This is a genomic window from Thalassobacillus sp. CUG 92003, assembly GCF_013618635.1.
In the GTDB taxonomy this organism is placed as follows: domain Bacteria; phylum Bacillota; class Bacilli; order Bacillales; family Halobacillaceae; genus CUG-92003.
The window spans coordinates 336,151-361,336 of the sequence record NZ_JABLSJ010000001.1; the positions used below are offsets into that span (position 1 = coordinate 336,151).

The following is a 25,186-nucleotide window of genomic DNA, read 5'->3' on the forward strand; positions in this document are numbered from 1 at the left end:
GTTAGGTTATGAAGTTCTTAGATGATTCCCTCCTGAAATTTGATCAAGAAGTAGCTACACCAGAAGATGCTATCCGTCTTGCAGGAGGCGTTTTATTAGAAGAAGGGACTATTGACAGGCAATATATTGAGGCGATGATCCAGGCTTATCATGAAAATGGGCCGTATTTCGTATTAGCACCCGCGATTGCGATACCACATGCTCGGCCCGAAGATGGGGTCCATGAAGCATCGGTTTCTTGTATCCATTTAAAAGAACCCGTGAGCTTTGGCCATCAGTCCAATGATCCCGTGAAGCTCATATTTGGACTCGGAGCAGCCTCTAGCCAAGAGCATGTGGAACTACTGCGCAAGCTGACAAGGGTGTTAAATAATCAGGAATACGTCAAACGAATGGAACAAGCTAGCTCGTTTGAAGAGTTCTCAAAAATATTTAGGGAGAGTGACATAACATGATCAAGGTATTAACGGTATGTGGATTAGGCCAGGGGACAAGCTTGATTTTAAAAATGAATGTTGAAACGGCGCTTAATGAGAAGAACATTAAAGCGGATGTCGAGCATATGGACGTTTCCGCTGCCTCCAGCACCCCTGCTGATTATGTCGTGACTAGCAGTGAGTTGGCGGACAGTTTGAAGGATCACAGCGGCAAAGTCGTGATCGTAAAAAATTACTTTGACATGGAAGAAATTAATCAGGCTGTTGAAGAGAACTTTACGTCGTCATAAATAATCGCGCATTATAAAGGGGGTAAATGTAATGGATGTGGTATTTTGGTTAGCGAATAACTTCTTTGGAACACCCGCCATCCTATTAGGATTAATCGTCCTCCTGGGGTTGTTGTTACAGAAGAAAGACGCCAGCCAAACGATTAGCGGAACCTTTAAAGCGATCATTGGGTTTTTGATTATTGGAGCTGGTTCGGATGTTATCGTCGGTGCGCTTGAAGTGTTCGAGCCATTATGGAAGGAAGTATTCGGGCTGTCTCAGGAACCTCTCGGTGAGTTTATGGGGCAGGAGAGCTTCAATTCTGAATATGGCAGTGCTGTAGCCTTGGCGATGACTTTAGGATTTATTATTAACGTTTTACTGGCAAGGATTACACCATTGAAATATATTTATTTGACGGGGCACATGATGTTCTGGACGACAACCATATTCGCTGGAATCGTGGTTCATGCAAATGGCGATGTTAACACAACGAAGCTCGTCATCTTCTTATCTGTGATCATGGGAATTTATTGGACCGTCCAGCCAGCCATTGTGCAGCCGTTCATGCGGAAAATCACCGGCAACGATCAAATTGCTCTTGGTCACACCTCAGCTTCAGTAGCATTATTAGCTGCGTTGGGCGGCAAATATGCCGGTAATAAAGAGAATGACTCGGAAAAAATCAAATTGCCGAATGGCTTAGAATTTCTGCGTGATTCCAATGTGATCACGGCGTTGACCATGGCCTTGTTGTTCTTCACAGGAGCTGTCATCATTTCATTTAAAGATACGACGGGCGCTCAAGAGCTCATTGCACAAGCCGGTGATCAAAGCTTTTATATTTATGCTTTGATTCAGTCGTTCACCTTTGCTGCTGGTATTGCAGTTGTACTTGTCGGTGTACGCATGTTCATCGGTGAAATCGTACCGGCCTTTAAAGGGATTGGCTCCAAGATTGTACCAGGGGCAAAACCTGCATTGGACGCTCCGGTCGTTTTCCCTTATGCACCTAATGCGGTGATTCTAGGGTTCCTCGGTGCTTTCGTAGCAGCACTTGTCTGGTTGGCTGTGCTCGGAAACACGGTAAGCTATGTGTTTGTTCCAACGATGATTGTGCTGTTTTTCCACGGTGCTACAGCAGGCGTGTTTGGCAACGCTACAGGCGGAGCGAGAGGCGCTTTCCTTGGTGGGGTCATCACCGCTACTGTGGTCGCGTGGGGGCAGTTTATCATGGTAGAAATGCTTATATCTGACACCATTCCAGACACGGCGATGTGGGCAGCAGACTCGGATATGTTCTTGTTAGGTCCACTCGTTGATATGTTGTCACGCTTAATCTTTTAGGAGGAAAAGGCTGTTCCTTTTTCTCCTTTTTTACAAGGAGGACGATGGGATGAGCATCGTGCGTACGCTTCATGGAGATATTACGCCCAATGAGCTAGGATTCACGTACGGCCACGAACATATTAAATGTGAACCACCTTTTTGGCAGGAAAAACAAATGGACGACTTATTGCTAGACGATAAGGAAAAATCGAAACGAGAGGTCATGGATTTTAAAAAGCATGGCGGCCACTCCATCGTTGATGCGACCGCGGTGGATTATGGCCGTGACGTACCGGCTGTGGCTGATATAGCAAGAGAAACCGGTGTGTCCATTATCGGCACCGCAGGATTTAATAAAAGTTTTCTCTGGACGGCCAGGCTGCCGGCCCATTTACAAGCATTGGTCGGGGATTACGAGACGTATGGCCAATGGATTGAGAATACCTCGATTGAAGGTTTGGCTGACTTTGTCATTGAAGAAGTGGAATCAGGGCTGGAAGGGACGTCCTATCGTGCGGGGCAAGTAAAATTCGGCACAGGTTACAACCGGATCACACCGTTAGAAGAAAAGACGATTCGTGCTGTCGCAAGAGCCCATCATGCCACGAAAGCGCCTGTTCACTCCCATACTGAAGCAGGAACGATGGCCTTACAACAAATTGAGATTTTAACAAGTGAAGGTGTTCCTATGGAGAATGTCAGTTTCGGACATATGGACCGTAACCTTGATCCCTACTATCATGAACAAATCGCCAAAACCGGTGCCTATCTATCGTTCGATGGGATATCTAAGGTGAAGTATGCGCCAGACAGCGCGCGAAGTGAAGCCATTTTGCATCTCGTTGCTAAAGGGTACGAGAATCATATTCTAGTTAGTGGGGATACGGCGCGAAAATCATATTTTAAGCATTATGACTACGGTCTAGGTTTTGAAAACATCATCGCAAATTGGGTGCCCCGGTTTGTGAATGAGGCAAATCAAGCCGGGTTTGACGGGGGAAAATTGATTCAGAAGTTTTTTGTCGACAATCCAGCCCGTTGCATGACGTTCAAGGAAAGGTGATACCGATGAAATTTCAAGAGGAAAATTCATTTGATGTGGAGCGAAACATAGCCGATCACCCGGTAGCACTTCTGCCGGTTGGCGCCGTTGAAGCACACGGACCGCATCTTCCCTTAGGGACCGACAATCAATTAGCTGAAAAAGTAACCGAAAAAGTCGCGGAAAGGGTCAAAGGGTTTCAGCTTCCTGTTCTTCCTTTTGGACAAGTATGGAGCTTGAAGAATTTCCCTGGAAGCATCCATGTGGAAAATGAAACATTGGTTGCCATGATTGTGGATATTGGGAAGAGTCTTCACAGGCAAGGCTTTAAATTGTTTGTAATGATCAATGGCCACCTGGGGAATCAAACCGCTTTAAAAATGGCAGCACGGGAGCTGTTTGACGTATGTCCTGAGCTGCGCGTGTATTATTTGTTTTACCCTGGTATGGGTGAAAAGGTAAAAGAGATTCAGGAAACCCCTCGTTCTCATCATGCTTATTTTCATGCGTGTGAAATCGAAACGTCATTTATGCTCTATTTAGCAGGGGATTCCGTTGATATGACACGTGCCCTGACTGATATCCCCGATATTCCTGAAGAAGCGGATTACACTCCTTTTCCTTGGGAAGGTTTTACTGAAAGCGCCGTTCTCGGAGATGCGACATTAGCCACTGCTGAAAAAGGTCAGCATGTACTCGATTATTCGATTGAGCGAATGGTACACATGATTCGCGACGGCTTGGATAAAGTAGAGGAACAAGAGGAGTAGAGAGGAGGACTTCCCATGATCACCAGCTATTTTAGTCGGGTCAAGGACCTGTTAGAAGAAGTCGAAAGAAAAGAAACACCCGTGTTAGAAACAGGCGCAACCAAACTAGCGGGAGCTTTAGCCAACGGAAATATCATTCATTTGTTCGGCTGCGGCCACTCTCATGAATTGACAGAAGAAGTCTATTACCGGGCAGGGGGGCTCGTTCCCATCCATCCTATTTTCCACGAACCCCTTATGCTTCATGAGGGAGCTGTTAGGTCCTCCGAATTTGAACGGAAAAATGATTATGCCGAAACATTCATGAAGGACGAAGACATTCGGCCGGGCGACATCATGCTGGTCATATCGACATCAGGTCGGAATCCTGTCCCTGTTGATGTGGCCTTGCTAGCGCAAGCAAAAGGGGCGTATACAATCGCACTCACATCGAAAGCGTATTCAGAAAGCCAGCCTTCGCGGCACAAAGATGGCTTGCGTTTGCTTGATGCGGCAGACCTCGTAATAGACAATCATGTGCCGCCGGGCGATGCGCTGCTTGAACATGAGCGGATGGACGTGAAGTTTGCACCGGGATCGACTATTGTCGGAGCCGCGATCATTCACAGTATGTTCAGCCAGGGCATAGCAGAATTGGCTGATCAAGGTATCGATCCGCCGGTATTATTAAGCGGAAATATTGATGGGGCTGATGAGCATAACCAAAGGCTGCTGAAACAATACCAGGACCGGATCCAACTATAGAATGAACGTCTGTTTACACAAACAAAGGCCAATCGCTCAGCGATTGGCCTTTGTATTTTCGTCCCCATTCGTACCCCATTTCGTACCTGGTACAAAATGGGGAAAATGAAAAGAGCCGGGTGTGTCATTTTGGGGTGCAGACGGTTCCGTACCATTGTTTCGTACCTGTTTCGTACCTGGTACAAAATCGGGTTTTTCGAAAGGGCCGGGTGTTTCATTTCATATTTTCATGAGGTCTTTTGACATATTGCGGCAAATTTTGTTTATATCCACGGTGGGGAGGGGTATAGCTTTCAAATGCCTCGACACAGTGTTTTGTGCTCGTGCAGGGGGTTCAGGTTAGAATTATGCATTTTTACTATTTTGATATACCATAGGGTCTAATAGATGTGTGGAGGGACTTACATGAGTTGGTATTTAGGGTATTTTATTGTTTATTTTGGATTTTTATTTGGAATGGGGCTTTGGTACTTTTTTAGAGTCAAGCATTCAGATGATTATTTAATTGCTGGTTGGAGTATGGGGTTCTGGCCGATTGTCGGTACGATTATCAGTACGTTTTGTGGCGCGGCGGTATTTATAGGTTGGGTCGGCATGGGTTTTACCGTTGGGATGTCCGGCTTTTTTAAATTTGCATTACCGGCGTACTTATTTACGTTACTTTTGATTGTATTATTCGCCAAACCATTACGGCGGCAACGGTTGTATACTTTAGCAGATTTATTTAGTGAACGGTTCGGAAGCAAAATCGGGATTTTTCCATCGATTTTATCTGCGTTCATTTATTCTGTTCCTACGCTTGCCCTGCAAATTGTCGGCATGTCCACGGTGTTTACACTTGCCTTCGATCTGTCTTTTAACGCTGGCGTCATTCTTGCCTTTTTACTGATCATTGGATTTACGATTTTAGGGGGACTTCCGGCTACGATCATTACCGATGCCGTCCAATCTATCATCCTTGTTGTCGGGATTGTGGCGTTGTTTGTAGCCAGTGTCATGTACGGAGGCGGTGTGCAGGAAATCCTCGCTGCGACACCACAGGATTACTTGACCCCATTTGGCAAGGAAGGCGTCGGGGCAGTCCTGATTTACGCTTTATCGGTTGGCCCATTTTATCTCATTTGGCAGTCGACGTGGCAGCGAATTTTTGCTTCCAAGTCTGCCGATGTTGCTCAAAAGGCAGGCATCACAGCTGTGGTGATTGGTACGGTCATTTCCATTTTGCCTTATGCCATCGGTGTGATTGCACGGCAATACGTGCCTTCCGATATAAACCCGGATTTGATATTTTCATATGTAACAGTGGATTTACTTCCCCCGGCGCTCGGAGGCATTATCCTGGTTGGCCTGTTGTCTGCGCTAATGACTGGCGCTGATTCATTCATATTACAAGGCAGCTCCAATTTAACGCAGGATTTGTATGCACGGTTAATGAAACCTCATGCAAGTGAACGGGAAAAAATGACCGTGTCGCGCCTGAGCGTTGTATTGATTTCGGTATTAGGCTTGATTGTCGCCTACAATATTACGAATATTATTGATATGTATCAGTGGGCCTTGCGTGTATCAGCTGTGACATTGGTTATCCCGTTTTTAGCCGTGATGTTTTGGAAGCGGGTTACAGCTATGGCTGGGTTATGGTCCATGATGCTTTCCGGGATCGTCACCATCATCTGGCCATATTTGAATACACCTATTGATGAGACGATCATCGGCTTTTCAGTCTCGCTGGTTGCAATTATCATCATTAGTCTCATCACCTCCCATTCCGGGAATGAGAAAGTAAAAGCTGTCTACTTTGAGGATTTTGAACGCGCGAATCAAAACAATAGCAATGCATAGAAAGGAAGAGAAGCATGGTGAAATATGATCACATTCTATATAATGGGACCGTCCTGACGCTGGATGAAGGGGATCACGTTGCTTCAGCAGTTGGCATATCCGGAGGCAGCATAGCGAAAATTTGGACAGAAGAAGGCCGGCCTGATGCTGATGCTGACCGCTGGCTGGATCTTAGCGGCCGCACACTGATCCCGGGATTTATTGATACGCACAATCACCTGTTGATGTATGCCAGACAAAAACAGCAGCTTAACTGCGCATCCCCGCCCAATGAGTCGATCAGCGATTTGCTGGCCGCAGTCAAACAAGAAGCCGATTACGTACCGTCCGGAGAGTGGATTGTGGGATCGGGGTATGATGACACGATGCTGAAGGAAAAGCGCCACATTCTTAGACAGGAGCTTGATGACGCAGCTCCTCATCACCCTGTGTTTATTCGTCATATTTCAGGACACCTGGCCGTCGTCAATTCGCAAGCATTTTCCTATTGCGAGGTACCTGCCGATATTTCAGATCCTTCCGGCGGGCATTTTGGCCGTGATAAAGAAGGGCATTTGGACGGCGTTTTGTATGAGCTCCCCGTGTTGGAGCGCATAATGCAGCGCATGCCTGCACCTTCTTTGGATGAGCTCGTGGAACAGATTGAAATCGCCACCTATGATTATTTAAAGGAAGGGATTACGACGAGTACCGATGCGGCGGTTGGTCTGGATCTAGGTTTTGAGGAATATCGGGCTCATATGGAAGCCGTTAAGCGCGGGAAAAACCCGATCCATATGCGTTATATGGTGATGTATCACTTGATTGAAAATGGGGAACTCACGGATCTTGATGCAGAGGAGCTGAACGGGCGCATTCATGAAGATACAGCCGGGCGCGGTGCGTTAGACAGTGTGAAACTGTTTCAAGATGGTTCTATTCAAGGGTACACCGCGGCATTGCGCGGCGGCTACCATGAAGATGAAACGTTTAATGGCGACCTCGTTTTACCTCAACATGTTTTGAATAATTATGTGCAAAAATTTCACGATCAAGGGTACCGGGTAGCTATTCACGGAAACGGGGATTTAGCGATCGCCTCGATCATTGAGGCCTACACGAAGGCGTTGGACGCTAAGCCGAAGAAACATCATCGTCATCGCATCGAACATTTGCAAACGGCTCGGGAAGAGGATGTGGAGAAACTCCGCACCTATGATATTGCGACATCGCTGTTCATCAATCATGTGTATTACTGGGGCGACCGTCATCGTGACATTTTTCTCGGACCAGAGCGAGCAGCTCGCATCAATCCGACCGCGAGTGTGGTCGAGAACGGCATCCTGTACACGCTCCATTCCGATTGTCCGATTACGCCAATTTCGCCGTTGTTCTCGATTTGGGCTGCTGCTAACCGCATCACGCGGGATGGCCACGTGCTAGGTGAAGGTGAACGCGTCTCCGTGCTCGAAGCGCTGAAATCAATGACCATATACGGCGCCCGCTTAAATGGAACGGAACATGACAATGGCACCATCGAACAAGGAAAACGAGCAGATTTTGCCGTGCTTGACCAGAATCCGCTAAAGGTAGATCCGCGATCCGTCAATGATATCAACGTCGACCTCACCATCATCGACGGCGAAATCACCTACGAACGGGGAAGCGTACCTGGTACAAAATGAGGAAAATGAAAAGAGCCGGGTGTGTCATCTTGGGGTGCAAACGCTGTTTCGGCCGTTTTGTTTGGCTTGATAGAGGGCTGCGTCGGCATCCTGGTAGAGGTTTTCTTGATCCCCGCCTGGTTCTCCGTTGAAAGCGGAAACGCCCATGGAAACAGTGAGTCGAATAATTTGTCCGTCTGGTAATGTAAACGGATAGGTTTCAACAGCTCCGCGGATGCGTTCAGCAATGAGGTTGGCCTGCTCCTGTTGGCAGTCCGGTAATAAAATCGAGAATTCCTCACCGCCATTCCGGGAAAGTTTATCTTCATATCGGATGAGTCCCGCCAACAAGCTGGCTAACTGCTGCAATATTTCATCACCTGCAGGATGACCGTATGTATCATTGATTTGTTTGAAATGATCTACGTCCAGTAAACATACCGCGCAGCATTCATGAGCTTCGATGCTCTCTACGATCATGGTGTTGTAAAAATGGTCAAACGACCGGACATTATAGAGGCCAGTTAGAGCATCAAGTTCGGCGTTTTCTTTATATTGAAAGTAACGTTCACTATTGGTTCTGATGTAGTCCACAAAATAAAAAATCATATAGCCGCCAACCATGGTACTGATGATATGAATGAAGGCAAAATCCAAAACTTGGTTGAACTCATCGACCACGATGAATAAGGCAAGAGAAAAGACGGCCTGGCTGTAAATGAGCAGCCACGTCCATTTCTTCCATTTCCCGCTTTTGATGACGCGGGCAATAACTCCCGCGCCTAACGCAATAGCAAGCATCATGAACAAGGATACAAATGAGGAAAAATTGACATCGATTAAAAAGCGTCCAACCGTGATGACGGCAGCTGCGATCAAGGGTGGGATAAATCCGCCATAAAAAGCGACCATGACGACGGGGATATGTCTTAAGTCCAAAATCGTGATGTCGTTTACGATAAGGCTGTAGTGCATTAAAATGATACCCAGAATCCCGGCAAGCAGCCCGTCCAATGTCTTAATGGTTAAAGAAGACGAAAACGTTAGCCGGTTATGGCGGAACAGTTGGTGCCAAACGAACGTAAACGAAATTAACAAGGAAATATTGACGACTAGATCACTGATCATCCCCATGACGTCTCCTCCTATGGCCAGCAATGCCACTCATTTTTATAGGCACATTATACCATGATTTTATTCCCTGTGTGCAATAAATCGTAATATTTTTAAAGTTGTTGCGTACCTGGTACAAAAGTGGGTTTTTGAAAAGAGCCGGGTGTGTCGAAGTCTGCGGGGGTGAAATTAAAAAGACGAGTTTGGCGTAATCGCCGAACTCGTCTTTGGTATTTATGAGAGTATTTATTTTAGCCGAGCGCTACGTCAAGGACCATCATTACTGCAAATCCGATCATTAAAAAGATCGAGGATAGCTGGACGTGGCCTTTTTCTTGAGAGCCGGGGATGATTTCTTTAACCACGACAAAGATCATGGCGCCGGCAGCAAAACTAAGCGCGTATGGCAGAATTGGATCGATAATGATAATGGCCAGGGCGCCGATAACGGCTGAAATCGGTTCGACCATCCCAGAAAACTGGCCGTACATGAAACTTTTCATTTTTGACATGCCGTCTCGTCGGAGGGGCATCGACACGGCCATCCCTTCAGGGAAGTTCTGAATCCCGATTCCCAGGGCCAGAGCTACTGCACCGCCTAAGGATGCATTAGAAAATTCGGCAGCCAAGGCTCCGAACGCGACCCCGATTGCTAAGCCTTCCGGTATATTGTGGAGGGTGATCGAAAAGACGAGTAAGGCTGTTCGATGTTTAGCTTTGATATCTTTAATCTCAGTAAAATAATACTCTTGATGAAGAAAGGGCAGGAGTTTGTCAACGAGCAAGAGAAGAACCCCGCCTAACAAAAACCCTGTTACAGCCGGCACGTAACCAGGTACCGCGCTTTCTTGTGACATTTCAATCGCAGGGGAAAGCAACGACCAAAAACTTGCCGCAATCATAACGCCGCCTGCGAAGGCCAGCATCCCGTCCATTAGTTTTTGATTCGTTCCTTTCATAAAGAAGACAGCTGCCGCACCAAATGCTGTCATTCCCCATGTGAACAATGTTCCAAGCAATGCTTGCATAACCGGACTCAATGAAGTGAAAAATTCCATATTTACCTCTCCTATCTATTTTTACCACGTATCATTTTTTTGCCTTAGGGAAACTTATAATCGTATGATACTCCTCTTAGAAATGAGTGTCAACTTATATATTTGTCGTGATTTCGTACCTGGTACAAAAGTGGCTTTTTCAAAAGAACCGGGCGTGTCATTGGTTTTTTGGTCCATCCGTCTTCCGAAGTTTGAAACGTTAGGGGACTCGTATCGTATAGTTTAATAGAAGGAGGTATTTCAATGTCGTGGTTTCCTATAGTGGTAATTTCAGTTGCGGTAATAGCGGTGGCGTTGGTTAAGCTGCGAGACGTTCGCTATAAACAGAAACACCCGACTAAACAATGGGAGGGTGAAGATCATGAGGCAAATGAACAACGTAATCGCGAAGCTCATAAAGATGCAGCGGCCAGGCGAGGTTCCGGAAATGCAGGCGGGCCGATGGGTTAATTGATAGAATTGGGTGTTGTACAGATGACACGCCCGGCTCTTTTCTATATCGCCGTTTTGTACCAGGTACGCATGGTTGAATTTTCTGAATAGTTGGGATATAGTGGGGTGTATAGGGTTGGTGATTTTTTTTGGGTTGAACATACTAACCGGTTAGTATTATGGAAAGTGGAGGTGCGGGAATGGATTTTTCTTATTCGGACAAGGTGAATGCGCTGCGGGCTAAGCTTGAGGAATTTATGGAAGACGTGGTGTATCCGAATGAACATGTTTACAAGGAGCAACTGGGAGAGGATACGCGATTCTCTGACATTCCACCCATTATGGACGAAATGAAACAGCAAGCGAAGCAGGCGGGGTTATGGAATTTGTTTTTACCGGATCAAGTGCACGGACACGGTTTGACGAATTTAGAATACGCACCGCTTTGTGAAATTATGGGGCGGTCGGTGGTGGCGCCGGAAGTATTTAACTGCAGTGCTCCTGATACGGGGAACATGGAAGTGCTCGTGCGTTATGGCACTGAGGCGCAGCAGCAGAGGTGGCTCAAGCCTTTACTTAACGGGGAGATCCGATCGGCTTTTTGTATGACGGAGCCTGATGTCGCGTCGTCTGATGCTACGAATATCGAGGCGGATATTCGGCGTGAGGGTGATGAATATGTCATTAACGGCCGCAAATGGTGGTCATCCGGCGCTGGTGACCCGCGGTGTGAGATCCTTATTTTTATGGGGAAAACCGACAAATCGGCTGATCGCCATGAACAGCAATCGATGATTCTTGTGCCGATGGATACACCGGGAGTTGAGGTTCAGCGGATGCTGCCGGTTTTCGGTTATGATGATGCGCCTCATGGGCATGCAGAAATCACCTTTACGGATGTCCGGGTGCCGGCGGAGAATATCCTCCTTGGTGAAGGCAAAGGATTCGCGATCGCTCAAGGACGGCTCGGACCGGGTCGGATTCACCATTGCATGCGCACGATTGGTGCTGCGGAACGGGCGCTTGAGATTATGAGCAAGCGTGTCGAAGAGCGGACGCCATTTGGCCAACCACTTGCTAACCAAGGTGTCATTCGGGAATGGATTGCCGATTCGCGTATCGAAATTGAGCAAGCGCGTCTGCTCGTGTTAAAAGCGGCGGATAAAATGGATAAAGTGGGCAATAAGGAAGCTCGAAAAGAAATTGCGATGATCAAAGTGGTCGCACCGAATATGGCTTTGAAAGTCATTGACCGTGCGATTCAGGCGCTCGGAGCCGCGGGTGTCAGTGAAGATTTTCCACTTGCAAGCAGTTATGCTGGGATCCGGACGCTGCGTCTTGCGGACGGGCCGGATGAAGTCCATCGCCAGGCGATTGCCAAACTCGAACTTCGTCAGCAGGCAGCGAAACGGGACAAAATTTTTTCAAACTAATATGAAAGCGTTATCAATTTTGTGAGGAGGACTAGGATGAGTGTGATCGATCATTTGTTCAACTTAAATGGTAAGACAGCGATTGTGACGGGCGGCGGACGCGGTCTAGGGAAGCAGATGGCCAAAGCCTTTGCCGATGCTGGAGCAAACGTTGTGATTTGTTCAAGAAAGGTGGAGAACTGTGAAGAAACAGCTCAAGAAATAGCTGACGCAGGAGGAAACATACGGGCTCTGGCGTGTGATGTCACGGATCAGGATCAAGTGGCCCATGTCGTTGATGAAACGGTTAACACATACGGTCGAATCGACATCCTCGTTAATAACAGTGGGGCGTCATGGGGAGCGTCTGCACTGGAAATGCCGCTGGAAGCCTGGCAAAAAGTGATGAACGTCAATGTAACCGGTGCTTTTCTCATGTCTCAAGCCGTCGGTAAACATATGGTCGAGCAGCAATCGGGCAAAATCATCAACATATCATCCGTCGCCGGGTTAAAAGGAACGGACGCACGGTTCATGGATGCTATCGGATACAACACGAGCAAGGGGGCGATTGTCACATTTACGAAAGACTTGGCAGCGAAATGGGGGCCTGACAACGTTAACGTTAATGCTATTGCGCCGGGCTTCTTTCCGACGAAAATGTCCAAAGGCTTGCTGGACGCCGGCCAGGATATGATTCTGGAACGGACACCGCTCGGGCGTCTGGGCGGAGATGAAGACATGATGGGGGCGGCTTTGTTTCTGGCATCAAAGGCGTCGGATTATGTCACCGGCGAAATATTGACCGTGGATGGTGGCATGCACGCGGTATAGGAGGTTCTGACGATGCAGCTGGAAGGGAAAAATGCGTTGATTACAGGTGGAGCCAGCGGAATCGGCCGTGCCACGGCGATCAAAATGGCGTCAGAAGGCGCGAACGTTATGATAGCTGATCGGGACATTGAACGAGGCGAGATGCTGGCTGGCGATATTGAAGCATCAGGGAGCACGGCAGTTTTTCGTGAAATCAATGTGGCACAAGAGCAGAGTGTGCAGGAAGCAGTCGTCTTTGCCCACAAGCGCTTCGGTTCCCTGGATATTTTATTTAATAATGCGGGGGTCGGCGGCCAAGAGAAGAAGCTGCACGCGTTATCTGAAGCTGAATGGGATCAGGTGGTCGATGTCAATTTGAAAGGGGTGTTTCTCGGCATCAAACATGCCGCTCCGATTATGATGGAGCAAGGCAGCGGCGCGATTATCAATACATCGAGTGTCCTCGGCTTTAAGGGGAAGAAACGGACAGGCCCTTATAACGCATCCAAAGGCGGTCTTGTAACGCTTACGAAAAATGCTGCCTTGGAATACGGCCGTTATGGCATCCGTGTGAACGCCGTGGGACCGGGTGTGATCGATACGCCGATCGTCGATAACTGGCGTGAAGACCAACGGAAATGGGACGTTATTTCTTCAGCGAACGCGCTGGGGCGCATCGGAAAACCTGAAGAGGTGGCCGAAGCGGTCGTCTTTCTGGCGTCTGAGCAAGCCTCGTTTATCACAGGTGAAACGTTGATGGTGGATGGCGGCGGTTTAACATTTTGAATCGAGGAGGAGATGTGTCATGGAACACGTAGGCAGAAGGCATTATCCGGAACATATTCGCACAGAAGTGGAGGTGCCGGATATTGCGTTGACAGACGTTCTGCAGGAAACAGTCGCGAAATTTCCCGACAATCCGGCGTTGTCCTTTTATGGAAATGAAATCAGTTATCAAGAATTGGCGATGCAGGTGGCTGCGTTTGCTTCGTCCCTGCAGCAGAACGAGGTGAACAAAGGCGACCGAGTGGCGATCATGCTGCCGAACTGTCCCCATTATGTCATCAGCTATTATGGGACACTGACTGCCGGCGCTGTGGTCACCCAAGTCAATCCAATGCTGGTAGGTCGCGAGTTAGAACATATTTTATCCGATTCGGGAGCTGAAACGATTGTCATCTATGAACCGCTTGTTCCGATATTAGAAAAAATCAAGGACCAGACCGCCATTAAAAATGTCATCGCCGTGCAATTTACAGGCGAATATGAACCTGTTAGCGATGAAATCGTATTTTCGGCGTTTTTACAGCTTGCTCCGGGAGCTCCGGCGCCGGTCGCCATTGACCCGAGCGAAGATTTGGCTGTACTGCAATATACAGGTGGTACGACAGGTCGTTCAAAAGGGGCGATGCTGACCCATCGAAACGTGGTGGCGAATGTTGTGCAGACGCATGAATATTTCCAGGATGAAGTTGAACCTGGCAAAGAACGTTACCTGACCGTGATTCCCCTGTTCCACGTGTTTGGTATGACGTCCTGCATGAATTTCTCAATCTACTCAGGTGCCAAAAGTATTATGCTACCTCGTTTCGAGCTGGAGGAAGTACTCGAAACGATTAAGAACGAACAGCCGACCTTTTTCCCGGGCGTTCCGACGATGTATGTGGCACTTACGAATCATCCGCATGCTGAGGAATATGGACTGGGAAGCATCAACGTTTGTAACAGTGGCAGCGCCCCGATGCCGCAGGAATTGATGCGTAGTTTCGAGGCTAAAACAGGTGCCCGGGTGCTAGAAGGATTTGGCTTATCTGAAAGTTCCCCCGTCACACATTGCAATCCGCCGTTTAGTGAACGAAAACCGGGCAGTGTCGGCATAGGCGTTCCTTCCACCGAATACAAAATTGTCGATGTAGCCACAGGCGTAGAAGAGCTGCCGCCTGGTGAATCGGGTGAAGTCATTTTACGTGGCCCGCAAATTATGAAGGGGTATTGGAAGATGCCGGAAGAAACGGAACAAACGCTGCGCGACGGCTGGCTTTATACCGGGGACATTGCAAGAATCGACGATGACGGTTATTTGTATATTGTCGATCGCAAGAAAGATTTGATTATTGCGGGCGGCTACAACATTTACCCGCGAGACGTGGAAGAGATTCTCTATGAACACGAAGCCGTTCAGGAAGCGGTCGTAGTCGGTGTTCCTGACGCTTATCGCGGCGAAACGGTCCAGGCTTTTGTTGTACTAAAAGACCAGCACACAGCGACATCCGAGGAGCTGATCGCTTATTGCCGAGATAACATGGCCGCTTATAAAGTGCCGCGGGAAGTCGAGTTCCGTGATGAGCTGCCTAAGACGAATGTCGGGAAAATTTTGCGAAGAACCATCAGGGAGGAAGCTTCTAAGAAAGCGTAACTGCAGCGGCCCCCTGACTTGGCAATGGAGATAGAGAAAGGACAATTGAGACATCGAAGGGGGCGGACACGTTTGAAACATAAAATTGTAGAAACGAGCATTCAATTATTCGAACAAAAAGGTTTCAAAGAGACGTCCATTCAGGATATTGCCCATGCTCTCGGGGTGACAAAAGGTACATTCTACTATTATTTCACGAGTAAAGAACAAGTGCTGATCACCATTCACCGAGGGTATATCGACCACCTGATGGAAGAGCAGATGGCAATCATGAACCGTTCTGATTGGACGTACACCGAGAAATTACATGGTTTAGTGGAAATGTTACTGCGCAATATTGCCCCTCGAGGCCGGAGTGCCCGGGTGTTTTTCCGAGAGTTTCGCCATCTGAGTGATGAAAATTTGGAAGAAATCAGAGCGAAACGTGACCGGGTGCGGTTTGCGATGGAAGAGGTGATTCGTTCCGGCATTTCAGCAGGGGAATTCAGGCCGGATTTGGAGGCTGATATCGTCACGCTTGGCATATTAGGGGCATGCAATTGGAGTTATCAATGGTTCAATCCTGACGGCCAAAAAACGGATAAGCAGATTGCGACGGTTTATACGGATATGGTGCTGAGCGGTATCCGAAACGATTCCAATGAGTATCAGGCTTATAACGGCGCATCCATCGTAGCCGAAAAATGATCGAAGGAGGAATAAGGGATGAAAGCAGAACACGTCAACAAAATAACGGTGCTGGGCGCAGGGTCGATGGGACATCAAATCGCCATGCTTTGTGCGCTGGGTGGTTTTGATACCTATTTGCAGGATATTAACGAACAGGCGTTGACCCAGGCAACGGACCAGCTCGACGGTCATATGACGAAGTGGGTGAAAAAGGGCAAAATCTCAGAACACGATAAAGAGGCTGCCTTCAACCGGCTTCATACGACGACGAATCTGGAAGAAGCAGCGGCTGATACGGATTTTGTCATTGAAGCTGTCGTGGAAAAGCTTGATGTCAAACAGAAGGTGTTCAAGCAACTGGATGAAATAGCGCCTGCCCATGCTGTTTTTGCTACGAATAGTTCCACGATCGTCAATTCGCAGATAGCTGAAGTGACGGGTCGCCCGGACCGTATTTGTAACATGCATTTTTTCTACCCGGCCCTCGTGATGGATTGTGTGGAAGTGGTGCAAAGTGATGAGACATCAGAGGAAACCGCCCAACTTGCCCTGGAGGTATGTGATCGCATCGGGCGGACTCGTGTACTGCTGCGTAAAGAATTGTACGGGTTTATTGCGAACCGGATCTTATTTGCGCTTACCAAAGAAGCCGTGCACTTGTATGAAGAAGGCTATGCTGATTTCAAAGACATCGATACCATTTGTGAAAAAGCGTTGAATCATCCGATCGGGCCGTTTGCGCTCATGGACCTCTCCGGCATTGATGTCGGGTATTACGGGAATGTGCAACTCTATCATGAGACCGGAAACCCCGATGATAAGCCCGCGAAATCGGTGGAAGAAAAGGTTAAAAAAGGCGAGCTCGGACGCAAAACAGGCAAAGGCTGGTATGACTATACGAAGGAAGGGGCGCGTGTCTAAATGGGACAACTCGTAAAGGTAGCGAAAGAAGCTGGCATTGCGGTCGTAACGATTGAGAACCCTCCGCTGAATGTGATGAACCAGCAAGTCCAACGCGAACTGCAGGAGGTCACGAGCGATTTACGCCAGGATCGTGAGGTTGTGTGCATTTTGCTGACAGGTGCTGGAGAAAAAGCATTCATGGCTGGAGCGGATATCAAGGAATTTCCCGAGATGATGAATAACCCCAATATGAAAACCCATGTCATGGAAACGCACGCCATGTTGAATGAATTGGATCAGCTGCCGAAACCCACCATTGCTGTGTTAAATGGGCTGACGTTTGGCGGTGGCTGTGAGCTTGCGTTGACGTGTGATATCCGGATTGCCGAAGACCATGCGCAGTTGGGACTCCCGGAAGTCAAGCTCGGTCTCTTCCCTGGAGGCGGTGGGACGCAGCGTCTGGCCCGTTTGATCGGCGAGTCGAAAGCGAAAGAAATGATGTTTACTGGCGAACCGATCGAAGCAGAGGAAGCCCGGCAGATCGGCCTGGTCAATAAAGTGGTGCCGAGCGGCGAAGGATTGGCCTCAGCAAAAGAAATGGCCGCGCGCATCGCAGGGTATTCACTGGAATCATTGTCCCGGATCAAACGTGCCGTCGACAATGGTTTGCAGCAAGATCTACAGGGCGGGATCAAACAAGAAGCGGATTTATTCGTTGAAGTCTTCCAGACAGAAGATGTTCAGGAAGGCGTCCAGGCATTTGTCGAAAAACGCAAACCCGAATTTCAGCATAAATAGAGAGGGGCGGGATGATGGCGCATGAATTGCATGTAAAAGTACGCGCAAGTGAAACCGACGGACTCGGCCATGTGAGCAATATCAGTTATTTTATCTACCTGGAAGAGGCGCGGATCGAAGTGTTTCGGAAATTGGGAACGTCAATGGATATGGAAAATTGGCCGTTCATCCTGGCTTCGACGTCCTGCGATTATGTGCAGCAGGCTTATTTCGACGAGCGGTTGTTAATCGAAACAACGATCTCACGCATCGGCACGTCAAGCTTTGAGATGAAGCATTACGTTTCGAGTGATCGCGGATTGTTGGCGAAAGGAACAGCCGTGATTGTGCATTTCAATTTTGCCAGTCAAAAGAGTGAACCGTTAACAGAGGAGATGAAGCATGATCTCGAGACGTTAATCGGACTGGAAACAGCAAAGGAGGCCAAGCGATGAGCTCGGACACCATCCCTGTAAGAAAAGGTGAAGAGCTGGACACATACGCGCTTGAAGCGTATTTACGGGCGCATTTATCTGACATGCCTGATGAGCCGCTTCAAGTCGCCCAATTTCCGTCAGGTCACTCCAATTTAACGTATGTCCTGTCGGCTGGGTCGTGGGAAGCGGTTTTACGCAGGCCCCCGCTCGGTCCGGTCGCACCGAAAGCGCATGATATGAAACGTGAGAGTACGGTGCTTGAAGCACTCCACCCGATCTTTCCGCTGGCACCGGAACCCTATCTTTATACGGATGATACGTCCATTATCGGGAGCGAGTTTTTCGTGATGGAACGCCGGCACGGTGTTGTGATTGATACCGCGTTTCCGGAGGGCATTGACGAGACGCCGGAAAAGGGACGACGCATTTCGCAATCCATGGTGGACACGCTTGTCACCCTTCATAGCCTTGATTATTCCCAAACAAAGCTGGCGGAGATGACCAAGCCCGACGGATTTCTTGAACGCCAGGTGTACGGTTGGATTAAGCGCTATGATAAAGCAAAAACGGATGACGTAGCTGGCGTGGCGGAATTGACCGATTGGCTCGCTTTCAATATCCCGACGTCTCCTGCCCCGGCGATAATCCATTATGATTTCAAATGCAATAACGCACTGTTCGACCCGAACGATGTCGGCTCCTTACGCGGTCTGTTCGACTGGGAAATGACCACGGTCGGCGATCCGCTTGCTGATCTCGGTGTGGCCCTTTCTTATTGGATTGAGGAAGACGATCCGGAAGCGTTGAAGAAAGGATTCGGCAAAACGCCGGTCACAGTGCGGGAAGGGTTTTACAGCCGCCGTGAGTTTGCTGAGGCATACGCGCGGCAAAGCGGAAGCGATTTAACCCATTTGCATTTTCATGTCACGTTTGCGTATTTCAAACTCGCGGTCATCGCCCAGCAGATTTATTACCGTTTTGTGAATGGTCAAACGGACGATCAGCGTTTTGCCGGCTTCGATCGCACCGTAGCTGCCTTGATTGCACATGCAAATAAAACAGCGAAGTCTGGCCTCTGATGAGAATCCATCTCGTTTTAAAAAAAGAGGAATTGCAACCCGAACTGTTACCCGGCAAAGAAGCCGTGGTTTTTGATGTGCTGCTGGCGACGACAGTGATCACAGCGGTACTTGCCGCCGGAGCGAAACGGGTATGTCCTGTTTTAGATGAAGAGGAAGCCAAACTTAAGCATGCTGATCCTGATGCGAAGGACGCCATGCTCGTCGGGGAGAAAAATGGTCTCTTAATTGATGGGTTCCACATGCCGAGCCCTACTCAGTTGTCAGAAACGGTCAAGGGGAAAGACATTATTTTATCGACCACCAACGGCACGGTCGCGTTGCGCAAGTCGGAAGAAGCGGAGCGGGTTTATGCGTCGTCACTTTTAAATAATGAAACGATTGCTCGAGAGCTTCTTAGGCAAGGAAACGATGACATCGTAATGGTGTGTGCAGGGTCAACGGGCCAGTTTTGCCTGGAGGATTTTTATGGAGCGGGCCACTTGGTCGCTCATTTAGCCTCACATACGGAAATCACGTGTAATGACGCAGCGCTGACCGCGTGGAAATTTTATCAAAGCTGCCCGGAAAAACCGGTGGACTTACTTAAACAGGCACGCGTTGGCCACATGCTCTCAGCCCACGGTTTTGCCCAGGATCTCAGCTTTGCTGCTGAGGCCGGTAATTTGGATGTTGTACCGGTTGTGGCATCAGACGGGTGGATTACAGATGAAGGAGGAAAGACCAATGGGTGAAGCGACAACATCGATTCGAGGAGGCGAGTACCTCGTGTCGCAAATCAATGAAGCGGATAGCTTTTTTCCGGAAGATTTAAGTGATGAACAGCTCATGATTCAAAAGACAGCCCGGCAATTTGCTCTTCAGGAGGTGATGCCATCTCTTGATGCCATTGAAGATCAACAATTTGATCAGGTCGTGAAGTTGATGAAACAAGCGGGCGATCTCGGGTTGTTGGCTCATAGCGTACCTGAAGCCTACGGCGGTCTGGGACTTGATAAGATCAGCAAAGGCATCGTGGGTGAGGAGCTGGGCCGCACGGGAAGCTACGGCGTCGCTCACTTCAACCATACGTGCATCGCGACGCTGCCGATTACGTATTACGGCACGACGGAACAAAAAGAGCACTACTTGCCGAAGCTTGCGAGCGGGGAGTATATCGGAGCTTATTGTTTAACCGAACCGGAAGCCGGGTCCGATGCCATGTCCGGGCAGACGACAGCCGTATTGAATGACCAGGGCACCCACTATCTCTTAAACGGTACAAAGATTTACATCACAAACGCCCAGTTCTCCGATACGTTCATCGTTTATGCAAAGGTGGACGGGGAACAGTTCACCGCTTTTATAGTGGAGAAAGATTTTCCTGGCTTGAGCCTTGGTCCTGAAGAACACAAGATGGGCATAAAAGGGTCCTCGACTCGGGCCGTCATTTTGGATAATTGTGAAGTGCCTAAGACGAATGTGCTCGGCGATATCGGACGTGGACACGTGATCGCGTTTACGGTCTTGAACCTGGGGCGTTTCAATCTCGGTTCTGCTTGTATGGGAGCAGCCAAACATGCGCTGAAGCTCACTATTGCTCATATAGACGAACGTAAGCAGTTCAAGCAACGCATTAGTGAATTCGGTGCCAGTAAAGAAAAGGTGGCAAAAATGGCTGCCTGCATTTACGCATCAGAATCCGTGCAATACCGGACTTCTCATCTACTGGAAACATCGCTGCAAGGGATGGATGTCGAAGACTCGAGGAAAAAAGTTGCTGCTGCGATGTCGGAATTTGCGATGGAATGCGCTGTTTGTAAGGTTTACGGGTCGGAAACGCTTGATCATCTGGTCGATGAAGGTGTTCAACTGCATGGCGGGGCCGGGTTCATATCGGAATACCGGATTGAACATATGTACCGTGATTCCCGCATCAACCGTATTTTTGAAGGAACCAATGAAATCAATCGGCTGCTGCTGACCGGGCAATTTTTGAAAAAGATCATGAAAGGTGAATTGGCTTATGAAGCAAACGTTCGTGACGCGATGGAACAACTCCATAAAGGCACAGAGCTTGCTTCACAACCGATGGAAGTGGTGAAAAACCTCCGGGCCATCTACCTTGTGTTAGTCGGACAGGCTAAGAAGCAGTTCGGGGCCGCCATTGAAACCGAGCAGGAGGTACTTATGAAATTATCGGAGCTGGCCATTTTATTATACGCAGCAGAGTCCTCTGTTCTCCGGACGAACAAGAAACAAGCGCAGCCGTCTTCGCTTTCGCATGCTTTAATGGAAGCGCTATTAGAAGATACGGTGGCAGAAGCGCTCGTCGTATTACGTGGTTTAGAAGATCCGTTACTGGCTGATGAACCGGAGCTTGCCCAGACGATGTATGAGCGCCTGATTGCGGTTCGCTTTCCAGGGTCTGTAGCCCGGAATCGCGGCATTGCTGAGAAGCTTTACGAAAAAGGCGGCTATGCTGTCTAACCACCCTTAAAAGGAGAGATTCATAATGGAAGAACACATTTATACAAATGAAGAAAATGGGATTTTGTACGTCACGATGAATCGGCCCGATCGCTTGAACGCGTTCAGTGAAGATATGTTGAGCGGAGTCGTCCAAGCGTTAGCACACGCAGGTGAAAGTGAAGCGATCAAAGCCGTGGTATTAATCGGGGCCGGGCGTTCCTTCAGTGCTGGCGGCGATGTGAAAACGATGGGCGATGTGACGCCTGAGCAAATCTATGATCATATCGGGAAACTGAATGAGACGATATTGGCGATCAAATCATTAGAGAAACCGGTCATCGCAGCCGTACACGGGTTTGCGGCCGGAGCAGGATTCAATCTGGTGATGGCGTGTGACCTGGTCATAGCGGAAATGAAAAGTAAGTTCACGTTGAGCTTTGCCCAAGTCGGTCTCATGTCGGACGGCGGCGGTTCGTACTTTTTACCGAAATTGATCGGCATCCATCGGGCGAAAGAGCTCATGTTCAGTGGGGAGCCAATTAACGCCTCAACAGCGAAAGAATGGGGACTTGTGAATACGCTGGTCCAGGAAGATGAAATGGAATACAACGTGAAGGCGTACGCAGAGAAGATTGCCTCAGGACCCGTCAAAGCGTTCGGTATGATGAAAAAAGTGATGGATCATTCATTAAATGCTGATTTGGACGAAATTTTAGAGCAGGAACGTATCACGCAAACTCTGTTGACAGCGAGTGACGATCATAAAGAAGGCGTGCAAGCCTTTCAAGAGAAACGGAAACCAGCCTTTCACGGCGCATAAATAAAGGAGGTTCACGATGAAAGCGATTCAATTCACAGAATTTGGCGGGCCCGACGTGCTTAAGCTGATTGACCTTGCCCAGCCTGAGCCAGGCGAGCAGGAGGTTTTGATTGAAACAAAAGCAATCGGCGTCAATTACGCAGATACAGCAAGACGCGAAGGGCAATACGTGGTGGAAACCACATTGCCTTACGTACCTGGTACGGAAGTTGCCGGTACGATTGTCAAAACCGGATCCGGAGTGAAGCGGTTCAAGCAGGGTGATCGTGTGGTGACCCTGCTCGGGAGTGACCGTGCTACGGGCTATGCTGAATACACGATTGCAGAGGAAAGCGGCTTGATTCCGATTCCAGACGGCGTGGACGACGCTCATGCTGTCACGATACCCGTTCAAGGGTTGAGTGCTTATCACATTATTAAAACGATGGGGCGATTGGAAGAAGGTGAAACGGTCCTCGTTCATGCAGCAGCGGGCGGTGTTGGCGTGTTCGCCGTGCAGTTAGCGAAACTGTTAGGAGCCGGGAAAGTAATCGGCACAGCCAGCAGTCCTGAAAAACGCGAACTGGCACGTTCATATGGTGCTGATGAAGTCGTAGATTATACCCAGGAAGGTTGGGCGGATGAAGTGCGCCGACTGAACGGTAGGAAAGGCGTTGATGTCGCTCTTGAGATGGCAGGCGGTGCCGTTTTCCACCAGACGATCGACTGCCTGGCATCCTTTGGTCGTCTCGTCATCTACGGGGTGGCAAGCGGTGAACAAGCCCGCTTTCACCCGTCAAAACTGATGGCTAAGAACCAAAGCGTCATCGGCTTCTTCCTGCCGCAAATTTTAAAGAAACCGGAACTGGTCCAGTCGAGCTTGACGGAGTTGCTCGGCTATATTCAAAGCGGCGCATTAAAATTGGAGATCGGAGGCGTCTTCCCACTCGAAGAAGCAGCCACCGTCCACCGCCAACTCCAAGCCCGCCAAACCAAAGGCAAACTCATCCTCCAGCCTTAATTGCGTACCTGGTACAAAAGTGGGGATTTGAAAAGAGCCGGGTGTTTCATTTTAAGGTGAAGAAGGGCACGTGTGGGTTGCGTGTTTTTCTTTTGAGTTTGGGTGTCAGAATATTATGAACAAGGTGCGTGACGTGATGAAAGAGTATGTGGAAGCGTTGAAGGAGAGGAAGGAAGAGGCAAGAACCCAATCAGGGCAGAGTAAGCGGCAACAGAAAGGGGGCCATTCGGCAAGAGAGCGGATTGAGATGTTGGCCGATGAGGGGTCATTTATGGAACTCGGCTCCCTTGCCCACTCTTCAGTCTCTGGTATGGAATCGCGGACGCCGGCGGATGGCCTCATTGGAGGGTTAATCACTGTAGATGGCAGAGAAGCGGTGGTTCAAGCGTTGGATGCGTCTGTATTATCGGGTACGGAAGGTGCCGTGCATCTGAAGAAAAGTGAGTATTTTCATCAGTATGCCCGGAAACGTAAGCTTCCCTTGTTCAACTTATGTGAAGGGGGCGGTTTACGCATGCCTGATGGGATGGGGGCTGACGGCATCAGTGACAAATTGTTCCCATCCTGTCTGTTGGATCACTGCCGGGAAACACCTATTCTGACAGCGATTCTTGGGGAAAGTTATGGCGGGCCCACCTGGATGGCCGTGACTTCCGATTTCGTTTCACAAGTAAGAGGGGCAGGGATGGCCGTAGCGGGCCCGCGCATGCTGGAAATGGCCAGTGGAGAAAAGATGACCGCAGAGGAACTCGGAGGTCCAGACATGCATGCCGATCATACGGGACAAATTGATCACATCGCTGCGAATGAGCAGGAGGCGATTCAAGCCTTGAAGGATTTTTTCAGTTATCTCCCTTCGCATGCAGGAGTAGAGCCGGAGCGTTTGCATTCTTCCACTGAGGAACAGGATCAACGTGTGCTTGAAAGCCTTGTGCCTGCCAATGGTCGCCGCCCCTATAATATGAACGCGGTATTGGAGGTCATTTTTGATGATCATTCCTACATGGCGTTTCGCCCTTTTTATGGGAAAGCGCTGTTGACTGGACTTGCCCGTTTGAACGGACGAGTGGTCGGCGTCGTAGCCAGTCAGCCGCAGCATATGGCCGGTTCGCCTGGTCCAAAAGAGTGTGACAAAGCGGTCGATTTTATTTGTTTGTGTGACGCGTATCATATTCCGCTCATTTTTTTACATGATACGCCTGGCTTTCGGATCAGCAGTAACGCTGAAAAAGACAAGATGCCCGGTAAAATCATGAATTGGAATACGGCTCTGGCGAAATCCACGGTGCCAAAATACGCTGTTGTGCTGAGAAAAAGCATCGGAGCTGCATACGGGAACATGTGCGGTCCTGGGATGGGTGGAGATGTTGTTGTGGCATGGCCATCAGCGGAAATCAATTTTACCGGTCCTGAAGTCGGCATCAATGTCGTATATGGACGCAAGCTGCAGGACGCTGAAAATCCCGATGAAGCCCGGGCTGAGTTGTTGGAGCAATGGGCTTTTGACAGTTCACCGTACCAGGCGGCCGGGAATTTTCTGATTGAAGATGTGATCGAGCCCAAGCAGACGCGGGCATTTTTACACAGATTTCTCGAATCTGCTCATGCAGCGGGCGAGTTGAGAAGTGAGCGACGGCTGGCTGATTGGCCGATGTCTTTTTGATCAGGAACATGTTCAGGCAAGCTGTTTATGTGTTTTGGTATAACGCATGAATCGTGAGGAGGAAAT

Annotated in this window: 25 protein-coding genes; 23 read left to right on the top strand and 2 right to left on the bottom strand. The window is 48.9% G+C overall.

Annotated elements, in window-relative coordinates; translation table 11 throughout:
• Positions 1-8 precede the first annotated feature (8 nt).
• The 8 genes from HOP45_RS01545 (at position 9) to HOP45_RS01580 (ending at position 8,098) form a co-directional block, all read left to right on the top strand.
• Positions 9-455 (top strand): PTS sugar transporter subunit IIA, encoded by a 447-nt coding sequence (locus tag HOP45_RS01545; protein ID WP_181347123.1) that lies wholly within the window; start codon positions 9-11, stop codon positions 453-455.
• Positions 455-727 (top strand): PTS sugar transporter subunit IIB, encoded by a 273-nt coding sequence (locus HOP45_RS01550; protein WP_181347346.1) that lies wholly within the window; start codon positions 455-457, stop codon positions 725-727. Before HOP45_RS01545 ends, HOP45_RS01550 begins: the two co-directional genes overlap by 1 nt.
• Before the next feature lie 31 nt (positions 728-758).
• Positions 759-2,054, top strand: coding sequence for a PTS ascorbate transporter subunit IIC (locus tag HOP45_RS01555; protein ID WP_181347125.1), 1,296 nt, complete (start codon positions 759-761; stop codon positions 2,052-2,054).
• A gap of 49 nt (positions 2,055-2,103) precedes the next feature.
• Positions 2,104-3,099 (top strand): phosphotriesterase family protein, encoded by a 996-nt coding sequence (locus HOP45_RS01560; RefSeq protein WP_181347126.1) that lies wholly within the window; start codon positions 2,104-2,106, stop codon positions 3,097-3,099.
• Positions 3,100-3,104: 5 nt separating this feature from the next.
• Positions 3,105-3,848 carry a creatininase family protein gene (locus tag HOP45_RS01565; protein ID WP_181347128.1) on the top strand — a complete coding sequence of 248 codons (744 nt, stop codon included), beginning with the start codon at positions 3,105-3,107 and terminating at the stop codon, positions 3,846-3,848.
• A gap of 15 nt (positions 3,849-3,863) precedes the next feature.
• The gene (locus HOP45_RS01570; RefSeq protein WP_181347130.1) at positions 3,864-4,592 is read left to right on the top strand and encodes an SIS domain-containing protein; all 729 of its coding nucleotides are present in this window, start codon (positions 3,864-3,866) and stop codon (positions 4,590-4,592) included.
• 405 nt (positions 4,593-4,997) lie between these two features.
• Positions 4,998-6,434, top strand: coding sequence for a sodium:solute symporter family protein (locus tag HOP45_RS01575; protein ID WP_181347131.1), 1,437 nt, complete (start codon positions 4,998-5,000; stop codon positions 6,432-6,434).
• A 14-nt stretch (positions 6,435-6,448) separates the two neighbouring features.
• Positions 6,449-8,098 carry an amidohydrolase gene (locus HOP45_RS01580; protein ID WP_181347133.1) on the top strand — a complete coding sequence of 550 codons (1,650 nt, stop codon included), beginning with the start codon at positions 6,449-6,451 and terminating at the stop codon, positions 8,096-8,098.
• Positions 8,099-8,122: 24 nt separating this feature from the next.
• Here the strand turns inward: HOP45_RS01580 and HOP45_RS01585 are convergent, their stop codons facing one another.
• The gene (locus tag HOP45_RS01585) at positions 8,123-9,211 is read right to left on the bottom strand and encodes a diguanylate cyclase (RefSeq protein WP_181347134.1); all 1,089 of its coding nucleotides are present in this window, start codon (positions 9,209-9,211) and stop codon (positions 8,123-8,125) included.
• A gap of 230 nt (positions 9,212-9,441) precedes the next feature.
• Positions 9,442-10,248, bottom strand: a complete 807-nt coding sequence (locus HOP45_RS01590) for a ZIP family metal transporter (RefSeq protein ID WP_181347136.1) — start codon at positions 10,246-10,248, stop codon at positions 9,442-9,444.
• A gap of 243 nt (positions 10,249-10,491) precedes the next feature.
• On the opposite strand from HOP45_RS01590, the gene HOP45_RS01595 reads away from it, so the two are divergent.
• The 15 genes from HOP45_RS01595 (at position 10,492) to HOP45_RS01665 (ending at position 25,120) form a co-directional block, all read left to right on the top strand.
• Complete coding sequence (locus tag HOP45_RS01595; RefSeq protein ID WP_181347138.1) at positions 10,492-10,698, top strand: hypothetical protein; 207 nt, start codon at positions 10,492-10,494, stop codon at positions 10,696-10,698.
• Positions 10,699-10,880: 182 nt separating this feature from the next.
• Positions 10,881-12,113: an acyl-CoA dehydrogenase family protein gene (locus HOP45_RS01600; RefSeq protein ID WP_181347140.1), complete on the top strand. Its 1,233-nt coding sequence runs from the start codon at positions 10,881-10,883 to the stop codon at positions 12,111-12,113.
• A gap of 36 nt (positions 12,114-12,149) precedes the next feature.
• Positions 12,150-12,926, top strand: a complete 777-nt coding sequence (locus HOP45_RS01605) for an SDR family oxidoreductase (RefSeq protein WP_181347141.1) — start codon at positions 12,150-12,152, stop codon at positions 12,924-12,926.
• Positions 12,927-12,938: 12 nt separating this feature from the next.
• Positions 12,939-13,691 carry an SDR family NAD(P)-dependent oxidoreductase gene (locus HOP45_RS01610; RefSeq protein ID WP_181347143.1) on the top strand — a complete coding sequence of 251 codons (753 nt, stop codon included), beginning with the start codon at positions 12,939-12,941 and terminating at the stop codon, positions 13,689-13,691.
• 19 nt (positions 13,692-13,710) lie between these two features.
• The gene (locus tag HOP45_RS01615) at positions 13,711-15,321 is read left to right on the top strand and encodes a long-chain-fatty-acid--CoA ligase (protein ID WP_181347145.1); all 1,611 of its coding nucleotides are present in this window, start codon (positions 13,711-13,713) and stop codon (positions 15,319-15,321) included.
• Positions 15,322-15,393: 72 nt separating this feature from the next.
• A complete protein-coding gene (locus HOP45_RS01620; RefSeq protein WP_181347147.1) occupies positions 15,394-16,008 on the top strand; it encodes a TetR/AcrR family transcriptional regulator in 615 nt (204 codons plus the stop codon).
• 18 nt (positions 16,009-16,026) lie between these two features.
• Positions 16,027-16,911 (top strand): 3-hydroxyacyl-CoA dehydrogenase family protein, encoded by an 885-nt coding sequence (locus HOP45_RS01625; RefSeq protein WP_181347148.1) that lies wholly within the window; start codon positions 16,027-16,029, stop codon positions 16,909-16,911.
• Positions 16,912-17,691, top strand: coding sequence for an enoyl-CoA hydratase (locus HOP45_RS01630; RefSeq protein ID WP_181347150.1), 780 nt, complete (start codon positions 16,912-16,914; stop codon positions 17,689-17,691).
• Between the two features lie 14 nt (positions 17,692-17,705).
• Positions 17,706-18,125 carry an acyl-CoA thioesterase gene (locus HOP45_RS01635; RefSeq protein ID WP_181347151.1) on the top strand — a complete coding sequence of 140 codons (420 nt, stop codon included), beginning with the start codon at positions 17,706-17,708 and terminating at the stop codon, positions 18,123-18,125.
• Complete coding sequence (locus tag HOP45_RS01640; protein WP_181347153.1) at positions 18,122-19,186, top strand: phosphotransferase family protein; 1,065 nt, start codon at positions 18,122-18,124, stop codon at positions 19,184-19,186. Before HOP45_RS01635 ends, HOP45_RS01640 begins: the two co-directional genes overlap by 4 nt.
• Positions 19,186-19,920 carry a 2-phosphosulfolactate phosphatase gene (locus HOP45_RS01645; RefSeq protein ID WP_181347154.1) on the top strand — a complete coding sequence of 245 codons (735 nt, stop codon included), beginning with the start codon at positions 19,186-19,188 and terminating at the stop codon, positions 19,918-19,920. The genes HOP45_RS01640 and HOP45_RS01645 overlap by 1 nt, the downstream gene beginning before the upstream one ends.
• Positions 19,913-21,655 (top strand): acyl-CoA dehydrogenase family protein, encoded by a 1,743-nt coding sequence (locus HOP45_RS01650; protein WP_181347155.1) that lies wholly within the window; start codon positions 19,913-19,915, stop codon positions 21,653-21,655. The genes HOP45_RS01645 and HOP45_RS01650 overlap by 8 nt, the downstream gene beginning before the upstream one ends.
• A 25-nt stretch (positions 21,656-21,680) precedes the next feature.
• A complete protein-coding gene (locus HOP45_RS01655) occupies positions 21,681-22,457 on the top strand; it encodes an enoyl-CoA hydratase/isomerase family protein (protein ID WP_181347156.1) in 777 nt (258 codons plus the stop codon).
• A gap of 16 nt (positions 22,458-22,473) precedes the next feature.
• Complete coding sequence (locus HOP45_RS01660; protein ID WP_181347157.1) at positions 22,474-23,457, top strand: quinone oxidoreductase family protein; 984 nt, start codon at positions 22,474-22,476, stop codon at positions 23,455-23,457.
• 115 nt (positions 23,458-23,572) lie between these two features.
• Positions 23,573-25,120, top strand: a complete 1,548-nt coding sequence (locus HOP45_RS01665; protein WP_255437437.1) for an acyl-CoA carboxylase subunit beta — start codon at positions 23,573-23,575, stop codon at positions 25,118-25,120.
• Positions 25,121-25,186 lie beyond the last annotated feature (66 nt).